Below are 12,508 nucleotides of genomic sequence, written 5' to 3'. Positions count from 1 at the left end.
TCGATCCGATTCTCGCTTCAGTATGATGCGTTGCAGCATATTTAGCGCATTTTTTATTCGGATAGAGCAGAAAAAAGATCTTTTATAACCGATTTGCGAAGTGAGCGCGTACTCTTTCCAGGTCTTGTTCGGTGTCTACCCCGGCTGCAGGAATCTCCTGGAGGCGGTGAACCATAATCTGGAAGCCGTTTTCCATGGCTCGCAGTTGCTCCAGAGACTCGAAGTGTTCCAGTGGCCCACGAGGTAGCTGGGCGTACTGCTGCAGGAAGCGATTTCGGTAGGCATAAAGGCCAATATGGTGCAATGCGGGAAGCCCGTCGGCCAGCACCTGTTCGCCATCGGCCAGCGCGTCGCGGGCCCAGGGCATGGGAGCGCGGGAAAAGTACAGGGCGCGGCCTTGCAGGTCGCAAACCACTTTGACGGCATTGGGGTTAAAGAGTGTCTCGGCGTTCTTGATGGGCGCGGCCAGCGTGGCAATGTCGGCCTGTTCGCTGCGCGCCAGCAGCTCGGCGGCGGCATTGATGTGCTCGGGCTGAATCAGGGGTTCGTCACCTTGCACATTGACCACGATCTCGTCCTCGGACAGCTCCAGCAGGCGAGCGGCCTGGGCCAGACGGTCGGTGCCGGTCGGGTGTTCTGCGTCGGTCAGCAAGGCATTGAAACCATGTGCCTGTACAGCCTCCAGCACTTGCGGTGAGTCCGTCGCCACCCAGACCTGACGCGCCCCGCTTTGCGCGGCTTGTTGAGCGCAACGCACGATCATGGGTTGGCCTGCAATGTCGGCCAGCGGTTTGTTGGGCAGACGGGTGGAGCCCAGGCGGGCAGGGATGATGACGGAAAAAGTCATATCAGTTGCTGGAAGGTTCCTGCGCGTCCAGTTGACGTGCTTCGTTGATCAGCATGGTAGGGATGCCGTCCACAATGGGGAAGGCCAGTTTGTCGGCCTTGCAGACCAATTCTTGCTGTTCGCGGTCGTGGCGCAGCGGGCCTTTGCACAAGGGGCAGACCAGCACTTCGAGTAGGCGAGCTTCCATTATTGAACTCCGGGTAATGTGGGTAAGGTTGAGCGCCGTTCGCGCAGCAGGCTATCCAGTTCAGCAATCCAGTCCGGGCGTGAAAACACGGGCTGGACATCCACAACCCACAGGCGTGGGTCGTTCAGGTGCTGGCATTTTACGGCGTCTTTACGGGTAATGAGTACCGGCCCCTCATGCGGGGCCTGAAAGTCCTGAGCTTGCAAGGCGGCATGGTCGGGCAGGGGGAAAGTCTGGCTCAGATGCAGACCACAAGCGCGCAGCATCGTGAAAAAACGGGCGGGCTGGCCAATGGCGGCCAGCGCCTGCAGTTCTTGCTGGCCGTATTCCTGATACCAGTCCGACCAGCTCAGGCGACGGCCCGAACTCAGGTGCTCCAGCTGATAAGGACGCAGGCTCATGCTCAGGGCGCGGCCAGGCTCGGCGGGTTGAGGGGTGGAAGGCGGCGTTTGGTCGGCCACAATCTGGCTGATCAGCCAGTCCACGCGACGCAGGCGTTCGGGGCTTTCACGCAATGGTCCCGCTGGCAGCAGCAAGCCATTTCCTACACCGCGAGCATCCTGTACCACGACTTCCATATCGCGTTGCAAGGCCAGATGTTGAAGGCCGTCATCCGAAATGATTAGGTCGACTGCCGGATATTTCTCGAGCAAAGCCTGGGCCGCCAGCGCACGGCGAGGGTGAACGGCGATGGGGGCCCGGGTTTGGGCGGCAATCAGGGCGGGTTCATCGCCAAATTGTTCGGCGGCTAATTGGCCCTGGCCTACGCGCGGGCTGGGGCCGATCTCTACCCCGTAACCTCGGCTGACAATGCCGGGTGTCCATCCCAGGGCGCGCAATTGCTCGGTCAGAGCCAGGACGACGGGGGTTTTGCCTGCGCCACCCACGATGATATTGCCCACCACGATCACCGGCACCGGGCTGCGGTAGGATGCGGCGGGATCTTGCTCGTAGCGTTGCTGCTTGCGCTGTACGAAGAGCGCAGCCAGCGCTGAAAGCGGGCGCATCACAAGGCTGAACCAGCCTTTTTTCTGCCACTGCTGGTGAAGCCAATGAGTCAGGCGGACGCGCGCACTCATGGGGCCTGGGTCGCAAAGTGAATGCGATGAATGCCAACCTGACGGGCGGCCTCCATAGCCTGGACCACCGCAAAGTGGGGGGCTTGGGCATCGGCCAGAATCAGCAGGCTGCTGTTTTCGTCAGTCTTTTCGCTCGACAAGGCGTGGCTAAGGGGAGAACCACTGCTGGCATCCAGCCACATGCCGTTCAAGGCGTAGCGCCCGTCCTGGCTGATGGCCAAAAGCAGTTCCGTGGTCTGGGCGGCCTGGGCCTGAGCCTGGGGCAAGGAAACATCCAACTGGCGATAGCGCACGAAGGTGCTGCTGGCAGCCAGGAAAATCAGCACCACCAGCAAAACATCAATCAAGGGCACCAGATTCAGTTCCAGCGTGTCCTGGTCTTGGGCTCGGCGAAAGCGCATTAGACGGCCCTCTGCGCCAACAGACGATCCAGCGCACCCGCTTCCGTTTCCAGGCAGTGCAGCAGGTAGTCTGCACGGCTGCGAAAGTAGCGGTGAAAGATCATGGCCGGGACAGCAATCAGAATCCCCAGGGCGGTGTTGTACAGGGCCACGGAAATGCCACGGGCAATCAGGCTGGGGTCGCCACCGGCGGGGTCGTAGGCAGCAAAGATGTCGATCATGCCAATAACCGTACCAAACAGGCCCAGCAAAGGGGCTATCACGGCAATGGTGCCCAGTGCCGGAATGTACTTGTTCAATTGGTAGCTGATGTCTTTGCCTTCTGCTTCGACCGCGGACTCACGCACGGCGGAAGCTTGGTGGCGGTTTTTCAGTACGGTAGCTAATACTCGACCCAAAGGGGAGTTATCGTACAGGCGGGGCAGGGACTCGTCCTGAATCCGGTTCTGGGCCGTCAGCTCGCTGATCTGGCGTGCCAGTCCGGCCGGTAGAATTCGTTTGCTGCGCAGAGCCAAAAGACGCTCCAGGATCAAACCCAGGGCAAGAATGGAGCAGGCCAGCAGGAACCAGACAGGCCAGCCAGCGGCATGGATCAAAGTAAGCACGAGTCTATTATCCGGTCACGAAATAAATCAGCGCTTATTGTAGAGCCCCTGTCCGCATTGCGGGAATGTTCCGGCGCGAGCGCGGTACACTTTACGGTCTTTTCCCACAAAGCACGGCCAAACCCCTGATGTATTTGAAGTAATAGGTGTAGTGCTAAAACTATCCACAAAAACTGTGGATAATTCTGTGTATAAAACATCCCATAGTGGCTCGGGCGGTGGTTTAGAGGTTCTCTGGCTAATTTTCGACCATCTTGGTGTTTTTATAAATAGTCTTTAATTTCAATGGCTTATCCGGTTTCGGTAAAGTGCTGCATCAGGTGTTCAACGGAAGCCATTGTCTTGGCGTCTATTTGACAAAAGCATGACAGTTGTGGATACGGAGCGGTGGAAAACTAGTTCGGGGCGAGTAAAAAACAAAGAATATGATGCATTATCAAGAATCTAGAGCACCTGCGGTATGGACCGTGGCACAGTTGAATCGCCGTGTCAGCCAGTTGCTGGACGAGCACATGCCCGTCGTTTGGGTTAGCGGTGAAGTGTCCAACTTTACCCAGGCCGCTTCCGGGCATTGGTACTTTTCCATCAAGGATGACAAGGCGGCTGTTCGTGCCGTGATGTTTCGGGGGCGAGCCCAGGCCGTGGGATTTGTGCCGCGTGCGGGCGAGCGCTTCGAGTTTCGTTGCTCGGTTACCTTGTACGAGGCACGCGGAGACTTCCAGGTTCAGGTGGAAGGCATGCGCCGCGCCGGGCTGGGGGATTTGCACGAAGCGTTTCTGCGTCTGAAGGGGCAGTTGCAAAGCGAAGGCCTGTTCGAGCCGGAACGCAAGCGTCCTATTGCCACCTTGCCGCGCAGCATAGGTATTATCACTTCCCTGGCAGCCGCGGCCTTGCGGGATGTCCTGACTGCGATGGAGCGTCGTGCTCCGCACGTGCGCATCATTATTTATCCTGCTCCGGTCCAAGGAGCAGAAGCACCGCCGCGATTGCGGCAAGCTCTGGAAACCGCGATTGAGCGGGCCGAGGTTGATACGCTCTTGCTGGTACGTGGGGGCGGTAGCCTGGAAGATCTCTGGGCTTTTAACGACGAAGGTCTGGCGCGTCTGATCGCGGCCAGTCCTATCCCTATTATTAGTGGGGTGGGGCACGAGACAGACTTCACCATTGCTGATTTTGTAGCTGACTTGCGCGCACCCACGCCAACCGCCGCCGCCGAACTGGCCTGTCTGGGGCGCGATCAGTTACTGGAACAGGTGTTTGCGCGCATGGGCGCGCTGAGCCACGGTGTGCAGCGTCATCTGGATCGGGCCTCTCTGCGTCTGGATCGGGCGGTAGCCAAATTGGTCTCTCCGCATCAACGCCTGGCCCAGCAGCAGCAACGTCTGGATCATCTGACCCAAAGGCTGCAACGTGTGGCTCGCAGCGTCCCCGATACTGCTGCGTTGCGCCTGACTACCTTGAGGGCGCGTTTGGAGCGCAGCATTCCTCAGCTGACGTCAAGACAGCAAAATCTGAATATGCTTTTCCAACGGCTGGAAAAAGGTCTGGATCATGCGCTGGTTTTGCGTCGCCAGCGCCTGGCCGCGGCCCAGCAAACGCTGCAAGCCTTGTCCCCGCGCCTTATCATCAATCGTGGATATGCCATAGTCAGGGATAGCGAGGGGAAAGTTGTAAAAAATGCGTTAGACTTAAAGATTGGTGAACGACTCGATGTCGAGTTGAGTCGCGGTCATGTGTCGGTGGATGTGGTGCGCACGCACGATCTGCTCTAGGCTGCGTCGTCCTTGTTGGATACCAAACACGGTTTTTTTTTAGAAGGAATTGAAATGGCATTCACTCTTCCAGCTCTTCCATACGAACTCAACGCCCTTGAGCCACATATCTCCAAGGAAACTTTGGAGTTTCACTACGGTAAGCATCACCAGGCTTACGTCACCAACCTGAACAATCTGGTTGCTGGCACCGAATTTGAAAACGCTTCCCTGGAAGATGTGGTCAAGAAATCCTCCGGTGGCGTGTTCAACAACGCTGCTCAGGTTTGGAACCACACTTTCTACTGGAACAGCCTGTCCCCCAACGGCGGCGGCGCTCCTACCGGCAAAGTGGCTGATGCCATCAACGCCAAATGGGGCAGCTTTGACGCCTTCAAAGAAGCCTTCACCAAGTCTGCCGTTGGCAACTTCGGTTCGGGCTGGACCTGGTTGGTCAAGAAGGCCGACGGTTCCCTGGACATCGTCAACACCAGCAACGCTGGCACGACGCTGACTTCCGACGACGTCGCCCTGATCACCTGTGATGTGTGGGAACACGCCTACTACATCGACTACCGCAATGCCCGTCCCAAGTACCTGGAAATTTTCTGGAACCTGGTGAACTGGGACTTTGCCGCCAAGAACCTGGGTTAATCATCCTGGTTGAGGGTAGCGCTCATTGGAGGGCTACCCGGCAATAAAAAAACCGCCATGCGCATGCTGGCGGTTTTTTTATGGCGTCAATGAAAATAAGTCATAGGGCGTATGCGGCCATGCCTTGTTGGTGAAGACCTTACATCTGGGATTGCTGGTAGTTTTCCAGGCCCACTTTTTCGATCAGGCCCAATTGCTTCTCCAGCCAGTAGGTGTGGTCTTCTTCCGTGTCGCGCAACTGGGCCAGAATGATGTCGCGTGTCACGAAATCGCTGGCGGATTCTGCCAGTGCTATGCCTTTTTGCAGAGCAGCGCGAACTTCATATTCCAGTTCCAGATCCTTGCGCAACATGCCGACCACGTCCTTGCCGGGTTCAAACGCATTGGGGCGCATGTCGGGAATACCGTCGAGCATCAGGATGCGGCGTATCAGGGCGTCAGCGTGCTGTGTTTCTTCTTCCATTTCGTGGTTCATGCGCTCGTAAAGCTGCGTGAAACCCAGATGCTCGTAAAAGCGGGAATGGATAAAGTACTGGTCGCGCGCTGCGAGTTCGCCGCGCAGCAGTTGATTCAGATAGTCGAGGACTTCGGGCTTGCCTTGCATGATGATGAGCCTGTAGAGGATACCAACGGGGGAAGTATGCCATGAGCAGGCCATGAGGGTGCTTGATCTGTGGCACTAAATGGCTAGCACGCTATTCAGTTTGGCGGCTGCAATGGCAAGATCGCGGATTGTCTTCCAATCGTGCCGGGATGCAGCTTCAGTGTTTACCGGTCTCAGCCGGGTCAAGAGCTCCACACGCGGCTGTTGGCGTTTTCCGAAACCGGGGCTTTTTGCTCCTTTAGTCGAGGTCTGCTATGTCTGCTGCTTTGCTTGTTCGTCCTGCCTTGTTGGGCCTGGTGGGCAGTGTCTTGGTTTTGTCGGCGGGTCAGTTGAGCGCCCAGCCTTCTACACATTTGGAAGTCGAGGAAAGTCACTCTTCCGTCAAGCGGGTGGCTGGTTACTTGGACCAAACTGAACTGCCGGATAGTGTGATGCTCCTCGATCCGCCGCCGGCTGCAGATAGTGCGGCCTTTGCCCGGGATGAAGAAGTGCGTCGGGCTGCCGGGCAGCTAAAAGGGTCAGCTCGCTGGGCACTGGCTAAACAAGATGCAGACTTGGTATTTCCACGGCCCGCTCAGAATTATTCGTGCGCATTGGGAGTTCAAATCGACCAAGAGAGCACGCCGGTTATTTATCAGATGATGCGTCGCTTGTTGCCTGATGCGGGTCTATCCACCTACGGAGCCAAAAACAAGTATCAGCGGGTGCGTCCTTTCGATCTTCATAATGAAGATACATGCACGCCAGCGGATGAGGAGTTTTTGCGCAATGATGGTTCCTATCCCTCCGGCCATGCGGCTGCTGGCTGGGCGTGGGCACTAGTGTTGGCGCAGATCAGCCCTGAACGAAGTAATGAGTTGCTGGCTCGTGGCCTGTCTTTCGGTCAAAGCCGTGTCATTTGCAATGTACATTGGCAAAGTGATGTGGAGGCGGGGCGTGTGATAGGCGCCGCCGCGGTGGCTCGTGTGCAGAGTGAGGAGGCCTTCCAGGCTGACATCCTGGCCGCCCGACTAGAATTGGCACAAGCGAAAGTTGCTTCAAGTGGTCAAGCGCTTAATTGCACCGAACAGTTCTAGTGCTGCTTTGAGTGGGTCGTTCGGCTGGCGATTGTAAAAACGAGCGTCCTCATATTGGTTTGAGTGCAGGGAAGAGGGCTTCCGTCTGCTTTCCTGTGCGAGCGCGCCTTGTTTTCTTAATGCCGTGATTACCCGGCGTTGCGGGTATGAGAATTGAATAAGCTTTTCCTGCTGCGGATTCGGCTTGTCACTGTACCAGGCGCTTTGGTGCATAGACCGCCGGATCGTTCGGGACTGGATGCGCTAAACTGACCGCACTGCGGACATGCTGAATCACCAGAAAAAACCCGGCTGTACTCAAGCGCTACTATCAAAACAGTAGATTTCGAGCGCTCTTCATAGTGCTCTCGCGTGATTTTATTCAAGATATCAGGGTGAATTTCATGAGTCAGGACGCCTTTATTTGTGACGCAATTCGTACGCCTTTCGGACGTTATGGCGGTTCGCTGTCCGCTGTGAGGGCGGATGACCTGGGTGCGGTGCCTATTGCCGCGCTGATGAAGCGCAACCCCCAAGTCGATTGGAGCAAGCTGGATGATGTGATGTACGGCTGCGCCAACCAGGCGGGTGAAGACAACCGCAACGTGGCGCGGATGTCCGCTCTGCTGGCCGGTTTGCCCGTGGACGTGCCTGGCGTGACCTTGAACCGTCTGTGCGGTTCGGGCCTGGACGCGATTGGTTCGGCTGCTCGTGCCATTCGCGCTGGCGATGCCTCTTTCATCCTGGCCGGCGGTGTGGAAAGCATGAGCCGCGCCCCCTTCGTCATGGGCAAGGCTGAAACAGCGTTCTCCCGCAGCGCGGGTATTTATGACACCACGATTGGCTGGCGCTTCATCAACAAAGCCATGAAAGAGCAGTACGGTGTGGACTCCATGCCCGAAACGGCTGAAAACGTGGCTCAGCAGTTCAATGTGTCCCGCGAAGACCAGGACGTGTTTGCCCTGAATAGCCAGCTGCGTGCTGCCGCTGCCCAGGAAGCCGGCATTCTGGCTGAAGAAATTACCCCTGTGATCATTCCCCAGCGCAAAGGCGATCCCATTGTGGTGGATAAGGACGAGCACCCACGTGCCACGACTCTGGAGTCCCTGACTCGCTTGAAGCCTGTCGTGCGTGCCGATGGTACCGTGACCGCGGGCAATGCCTCGGGTGTGAACGATGGTGCTTGCGCGCTGCTGGTTGCGAACAAGGCAACCGTCGAAGCCCAAGGCCTGACTCCGCGCGCTCGTGTGGTGGCCATGGCGTTTGCCGGTGTGGAGCCACGCATCATGGGTATTGGCCCGGCACCTGCCAGCCAGAAGGTGCTGGCTTTGGCGGGTCTGACTCTGGATCAAATGGATGTGATCGAGCTGAACGAGGCCTTTGCCGCTCAAGGTCTGGCGGTGACTCGCATGCTGGGTCTGGCAGATAACGATCCTCGCGTGAACCCGAACGGGGGCGCGATTGCGCTGGGTCACCCTCTGGGTGCCAGTGGTGCGCGTCTGGCGATTGCGGCTATCAACCAGTTGCATCGCACAGGCGGACGCTACGCCCTGTGCACCATGTGTATTGGTGTCGGCCAGGGCGTGGCCTTGATTCTTGAGCGCGTCTAACTAAGGTTGCAGGGCAGGCAGGCCGGTGATTGTCTCACCGGCCTTTTTATCTGCTTGCTTGAACCAGCCTTGTTCCATCTCCAAGGCATAGCGCACAGGTCGCACCGGGCAGTGGGATTGAAGATCAAAGGGTTGCATGGCCTCGATATTGGTAATCGTGCCTTCTTCGGTAATAAAGGCAATATCCAGCGGCAGAGGCGTATTCTTCATCCAGAAGCAAGGCATTCCGCTTTGCTCGAATACGAATAACATGCCGTGATCGGGGGCCAGGCTTTCTCGATGCATCAAACCTTGTGCACGAGTCTCGTCGCGATCGGCCACTTCAGCCTGGATTTGTTTTGAACCCAGGGATAGTGTCAGGGTGGGAAGAGTCTCATCCGCCTGGACCGGGGCGCTAATACAAAGCGCTGCCAGAAGACAGGCAAAAAAAACAGGGCGCGCAGGCCCCGTAGTCGTAGTGCGATACTGCATGTGTGTTGCGAACCTGCTTTTGTTAGAATCGAGAGCGCAAGAGATCTTAAGGCGAAGTAATATTAAGTGCCTGCTTGCCTTTGGGGCCTTGGGCGACTTCATACAGAACTTTCTGGCCTTCTTTCAAAGTCTTGAACCCGTTCATCTGAATGGATGAAAAATGAGCGAAGAGATCTTCGCCGCCGTTATCGGGTGTAATAAACCCAAAGCCTTTGGCATCATTGAACCACTTAACGGTCCCGGATAGTTTTTGATTGTCTCCAGTGCCTGCGGTGGTGGTAGTTTCCGACATGCTTGCTGCCTCTCAACTTAGTGTATGGTTGATACTTTTTTCGGCCCCTCCCTGGGCCTGTGATCGCGGCACCTCACTTTTTTATTGTGAAGTTGACACGATCAGTCGGATGATGCTGAATTTTGTTCCCCCCAGTCAACCTATGGAAAGCACCTAGTTCTGTATTATGGCCATTGAGATCGATAAGCAAGGCGCCACAACGGTAGAGCGCCAATCCGCGCGGCTTGCCCCACCACCCATGTATCAGGTCATCTTGCTCAACGATGACTACACACCCATGGAGTTCGTGGTGAATATACTGGAGCGGGTATTTGCCAAGACCCCGGAGCAGGCCGAACAGCTTATGCTTAAAGTACATTACGAGGGTCGGGCGGTCTGTGGTGTGTATCCACGCGACATTGCCGCCACCAAGGTGGAAATTGTGCGACAACTGGCGCAGTCGCGACAGCACCCTTTGCAGTGTGTGATGGAGCCGGTGCCTGATGCTTGACCATTTAATGGTTTACCGTATTGTTCAGATCAGGCAAATTAGTCATAGAATAGCTTTAACCCCTAGTTTTACTCTTGCCGTGTAGGAGGAAGCATGATCTCCGAAGAACTTGAAGTCAGTCTACACATGGCCTTTGTCGAGGCTCGTGCCGCGCGCCATGAATTCATCACGGTAGAGCATCTGCTGTTGTCCCTGCTCGATAACGCCTCCACGCTGGAAGTGTTGAAAGCATGTGCTGCCGATATTGATGCACTGCGCCAGAATCTGCGTAAATTCATTAACGAAAATACGCCCACTTTCCCTGGTGAAGGCGAGGTCGATACCCAACCCACGCTGGGCTTTCAGCGTGTGATACAGCGTGCCATCATGCACGTATCGTCCAGCAACTCCGGTAAAAATGTCGTTTCCGGTGCCAATGTGCTGGTGGCGATGTACGGGGAAAAAGACTCGCATGCGGTGTATTACTTGCAGCAACAAGGTGTCTCGCGCCTGGATGTTGTCAATTTCCTCTCGCACGGTATCACCAAGGCCAATCCGGAACCTGCTGCCCCCGAGCCACCCAAGGCCGCCGCTGCTGCGGAAGCCGACACGCGCTCGGACGCCCAGAAGTCCCCATTGGATCTGTACGCTACAGACCTGAATACCGAAGCCAGCCTGGGTCGCATTGATCCCTTGATTGGCCGTGAAAAGGAAGTGGAGCGTGTCATCCAGGTGCTGTGCCGCCGCCGCAAGAACAACCCCTTGCTGGTCGGGGAGGCTGGCGTGGGTAAAACCGCGATTGCCGAAGGCTTGGCGCTGCGCATTCAGCGTGGTGACGTCCCGGATATTCTTAGTGAAGCGCGTGTTTACGCGCTGGATATGGGTGCCTTGCTGGCCGGGACCAAATATCGGGGCGACTTCGAGCAACGCCTGAAGGCGGTGCTCAAGCAGCTCAAGGAAACGGCACAGTCCATTTTGTTTATCGACGAAATCCACACACTGATCGGAGCCGGCTCGGCTTCGGGTGGTACGCTGGATGCGTCCAACCTGCTCAAACCTGCGCTGTCCTCCGGTCAGCTCAAGTGTCTGGGTGCGACCACCTACTCGGAATACCGCGGAATTTTCGAAAAAGACCACGCCTTGTCGCGTCGCTTTCAGAAAATTGATGTGGCTGAGCCGACAGTGGAGCAGACCATCCAGATTCTGCGTGGTTTGAAGTCCAATTTTGAAGAGCACCACGGTGTACGTTACTCGGCGGCGGCCCTGACGGCGGCAGCGGAGTTGTCCGCCCGTTATATCAACGACCGCTTTTTGCCGGACAAGGCCATCGACGTGATCGACGAGGCTGGTGCAGCGCAGCGCTTGCTGCCACGTTCCAAGCAGAAAAAGGTTATCGGCAAGGCCGACATCCAGGCAACGGTTTCGCGTATTGCACGCATTCCGCCCCAGACGGTCTCCAGTGATGATCGCAACAAGCTGGCAACCCTGGCCCGCGATCTGAAATCGGTGGTGTTTGGTCAGGATGTAGCCATTGACGCCTTGGCAGCTGCCATCAAGATGGCGCGCTCTGGCCTGGGTCTGCCTGACAAGCCTATTGGTTCCTTCCTGTTCTCCGGCCCGACCGGCGTGGGTAAAACCGAAGTGGCGCGTCAGTTGGCCTTTGTGCTGGGCGTAGAGCTGCTGCGCTTTGACATGTCCGAATACATGGAGCGTCACACCGTGTCGCGCCTGATCGGTGCTCCTCCTGGTTACGTCGGTTTCGATCAGGGTGGTTTGCTGACCGAAGCCGTTACCAAACAGCCGCACTGCGTGCTGCTGCTGGACGAAATCGAGAAAGCGCACCCGGACGTCTACAACATCCTGCTGCAGGTGATGGATCACGGCACGCTGACGGATAACAACGGTCGCAAGGCCGATTTCCGCAACGTCATCCTGATCATGACCACCAACGCCGGAGCCGAAGCGCTGAACAAGACCAGTATTGGCTTTACCCAGCCCCAGCGCTCGGGTGATGAAATGCAGGATATCAAGCGTCACTTCTCGCCAGAGTTCCGTAACCGTCTGGATGCGATCATTGGCTTCAAGCCTTTGTCGCGCGACATTATCCTGCGCGTGGTGGACAAGTTCCTGATGCAGCTGGAAAACCAGCTGCACGAGAAGCGCGTCGAAGTGTCCTTCTCGGACGCCTTGCGCGAACATCTGGCTGCCAAGGGCTTCGACCCAGCCATGGGTGCCCGCCCCATGCACAGGCTTATTCAGGACACTATTCGCCGTGCCCTGGCCGACGAGCTGCTGTTTGGTCGTCTGGTCGATGGTGGCCAGGTCGAGGTGGATCTGGACGAGAACGGCGAGGTGGTACTGGAATATCCTTCTTCAGGACCTGATGAGCCCGGTAGCAAGGCCTCTTCGCGTCCCGAGCCGGAATTAGTCGACTAAGCCGTGAGGGCATCGCGCCCCTTAATCGTCTGTACGCACTGTGACAC

The 12,508-nt window shown here is 56.9% G+C and carries 14 protein-coding genes; 6 read left to right on the top strand and 8 right to left on the bottom strand.

Annotation, left to right across the window (positions count from 1 at the left end):
- Positions 1–82: 82 nt before the first annotated feature.
- From kdsB to MID00_RS20275, 5 genes are read right to left on the bottom strand one after another with little or no spacing between them, the layout of a single operon-like run.
- The gene (gene kdsB / locus MID00_RS20295; protein WP_250757036.1) at positions 83–847 is read right to left on the bottom strand and encodes a 3-deoxy-manno-octulosonate cytidylyltransferase; all 765 of its coding nucleotides are present in this window, start codon (positions 845–847) and stop codon (positions 83–85) included.
- Between the two features lies 1 nt (position 848).
- On the bottom strand, positions 849–1,034 hold the full coding sequence (locus MID00_RS20290; RefSeq protein WP_009455665.1) for a Trm112 family protein: 186 nt from the start codon (positions 1,032–1,034) through the stop codon (positions 849–851).
- Positions 1,034–2,113 (bottom strand): tetraacyldisaccharide 4'-kinase, encoded by a 1,080-nt coding sequence (lpxK, locus tag MID00_RS20285; RefSeq protein WP_254499466.1) that lies wholly within the window; start codon positions 2,111–2,113, stop codon positions 1,034–1,036. Before lpxK ends, MID00_RS20290 begins: the two co-directional genes overlap by 1 nt.
- Positions 2,110–2,514, bottom strand: coding sequence for a biopolymer transporter ExbD (locus tag MID00_RS20280; RefSeq protein ID WP_009455679.1), 405 nt, complete (start codon positions 2,512–2,514; stop codon positions 2,110–2,112). The genes lpxK and MID00_RS20280 overlap by 4 nt, the downstream gene beginning before the upstream one ends.
- Positions 2,514–3,119: a MotA/TolQ/ExbB proton channel family protein gene (locus MID00_RS20275; protein WP_009455681.1), complete on the bottom strand. Its 606-nt coding sequence runs from the start codon at positions 3,117–3,119 to the stop codon at positions 2,514–2,516. Before MID00_RS20275 ends, MID00_RS20280 begins: the two co-directional genes overlap by 1 nt.
- 425 nt (positions 3,120–3,544) lie before the next feature.
- Between MID00_RS20275 and xseA the strand changes: the two genes are divergently transcribed.
- Positions 3,545–4,891 carry an exodeoxyribonuclease VII large subunit gene (gene xseA / locus MID00_RS20270; protein ID WP_009455683.1) on the top strand — a complete coding sequence of 449 codons (1,347 nt, stop codon included), beginning with the start codon at positions 3,545–3,547 and terminating at the stop codon, positions 4,889–4,891.
- Positions 4,892–4,945: 54 nt separating this feature from the next.
- Complete coding sequence (gene sodB / locus MID00_RS20265; protein ID WP_009455685.1) at positions 4,946–5,524, top strand: superoxide dismutase [Fe]; 579 nt, start codon at positions 4,946–4,948, stop codon at positions 5,522–5,524.
- Between the two features lie 139 nt (positions 5,525–5,663).
- On the opposite strand, the gene bfr is transcribed toward sodB, so the two are convergent.
- Positions 5,664–6,128: a bacterioferritin gene (gene bfr / locus MID00_RS20260; RefSeq protein ID WP_009455687.1), complete on the bottom strand. Its 465-nt coding sequence runs from the start codon at positions 6,126–6,128 to the stop codon at positions 5,664–5,666.
- Between the two features lie 254 nt (positions 6,129–6,382).
- Here bfr and MID00_RS20255 point away from each other — a divergent pair, with 254 nt between their 5' ends.
- Both MID00_RS20255 and pcaF read left to right on the top strand, forming a co-directional pair.
- Positions 6,383–7,204 (top strand): phosphatase PAP2 family protein, encoded by an 822-nt coding sequence (locus MID00_RS20255; protein ID WP_254499465.1) that lies wholly within the window; start codon positions 6,383–6,385, stop codon positions 7,202–7,204.
- A gap of 383 nt (positions 7,205–7,587) precedes the next feature.
- Positions 7,588–8,793 (top strand): 3-oxoadipyl-CoA thiolase, encoded by a 1,206-nt coding sequence (gene pcaF / locus MID00_RS20250; RefSeq protein WP_009455691.1) that lies wholly within the window; start codon positions 7,588–7,590, stop codon positions 8,791–8,793.
- Here pcaF and MID00_RS20245 read toward each other — a convergent pair whose 3' ends face one another.
- Both MID00_RS20245 and MID00_RS20240 read right to left on the bottom strand, forming a co-directional pair.
- Positions 8,794–9,264 (bottom strand): DUF192 domain-containing protein, encoded by a 471-nt coding sequence (locus MID00_RS20245; RefSeq protein ID WP_115635105.1) that lies wholly within the window; start codon positions 9,262–9,264, stop codon positions 8,794–8,796.
- 46 nt (positions 9,265–9,310) lie between these two features.
- Positions 9,311–9,556: a cold-shock protein gene (locus MID00_RS20240; RefSeq protein WP_003801483.1), complete on the bottom strand. Its 246-nt coding sequence runs from the start codon at positions 9,554–9,556 to the stop codon at positions 9,311–9,313.
- Between the two features lie 166 nt (positions 9,557–9,722).
- On the opposite strand from MID00_RS20240, the gene clpS reads away from it, so the two are divergent.
- A complete protein-coding gene (gene clpS, locus MID00_RS20235; RefSeq protein ID WP_026482895.1) occupies positions 9,723–10,046 on the top strand; it encodes an ATP-dependent Clp protease adapter ClpS in 324 nt (107 codons plus the stop codon).
- 93 nt (positions 10,047–10,139) lie between these two features.
- Positions 10,140–12,461, top strand: a complete 2,322-nt coding sequence (gene clpA / locus MID00_RS20230; protein ID WP_035268183.1) for an ATP-dependent Clp protease ATP-binding subunit ClpA — start codon at positions 10,140–10,142, stop codon at positions 12,459–12,461.
- Positions 12,462–12,508 lie beyond the last annotated feature (47 nt).

Source organism: Alcaligenes sp. NLF5-7, assembly GCF_024266725.1.
In the GTDB taxonomy this organism is placed as follows: domain Bacteria; phylum Pseudomonadota; class Gammaproteobacteria; order Burkholderiales; family Burkholderiaceae_B; genus Alcaligenes; species Alcaligenes phenolicus.
The sequence above is the reverse complement of the archived record's forward strand: the minus strand, read 5'-3'. Positions and strand labels throughout refer to the sequence as shown.

Excerpts from the sequence above, each read along its gene's own strand:
- kdsB (WP_250757036.1), bottom strand. The coding sequence starts at position 847 with ATGACTTTTTCCGTCATCATCCCTGCCCGCCTGGGCTCCACCCGTCTG.
- MID00_RS20290 (WP_009455665.1), bottom strand. The coding sequence starts at position 1,034 with ATGGAAGCTCGCCTACTCGAAGTGCTGGTCTGCCCCTTGTGCAAAGGC.
- lpxK (WP_254499466.1), bottom strand. The coding sequence starts at position 2,113 with ATGAGTGCGCGCGTCCGCCTGACTCATTGGCTTCACCAGCAGTGGCAG.
- MID00_RS20280 (WP_009455679.1), bottom strand. The coding sequence starts at position 2,514 with ATGCGCTTTCGCCGAGCCCAAGACCAGGACACGCTGGAACTGAATCTG.
- xseA (WP_009455683.1), top strand. The coding sequence starts at position 3,545 with ATGATGCATTATCAAGAATCTAGAGCACCTGCGGTATGGACCGTGGCA.
- sodB (WP_009455685.1), top strand. The coding sequence starts at position 4,946 with ATGGCATTCACTCTTCCAGCTCTTCCATACGAACTCAACGCCCTTGAG.
- bfr (WP_009455687.1), bottom strand. The coding sequence starts at position 6,128 with ATGCAAGGCAAGCCCGAAGTCCTCGACTATCTGAATCAACTGCTGCGC.
- MID00_RS20255 (WP_254499465.1), top strand. The coding sequence starts at position 6,383 with ATGTCTGCTGCTTTGCTTGTTCGTCCTGCCTTGTTGGGCCTGGTGGGC.
- pcaF (WP_009455691.1), top strand. The coding sequence starts at position 7,588 with ATGAGTCAGGACGCCTTTATTTGTGACGCAATTCGTACGCCTTTCGGA.
- MID00_RS20245 (WP_115635105.1), bottom strand. The coding sequence starts at position 9,264 with ATGCAGTATCGCACTACGACTACGGGGCCTGCGCGCCCTGTTTTTTTT.
- MID00_RS20240 (WP_003801483.1), bottom strand. The coding sequence starts at position 9,556 with ATGTCGGAAACTACCACCACCGCAGGCACTGGAGACAATCAAAAACTA.
- clpS (WP_026482895.1), top strand. The coding sequence starts at position 9,723 with ATGGCCATTGAGATCGATAAGCAAGGCGCCACAACGGTAGAGCGCCAA.
- clpA (WP_035268183.1), top strand. The coding sequence starts at position 10,140 with ATGATCTCCGAAGAACTTGAAGTCAGTCTACACATGGCCTTTGTCGAG.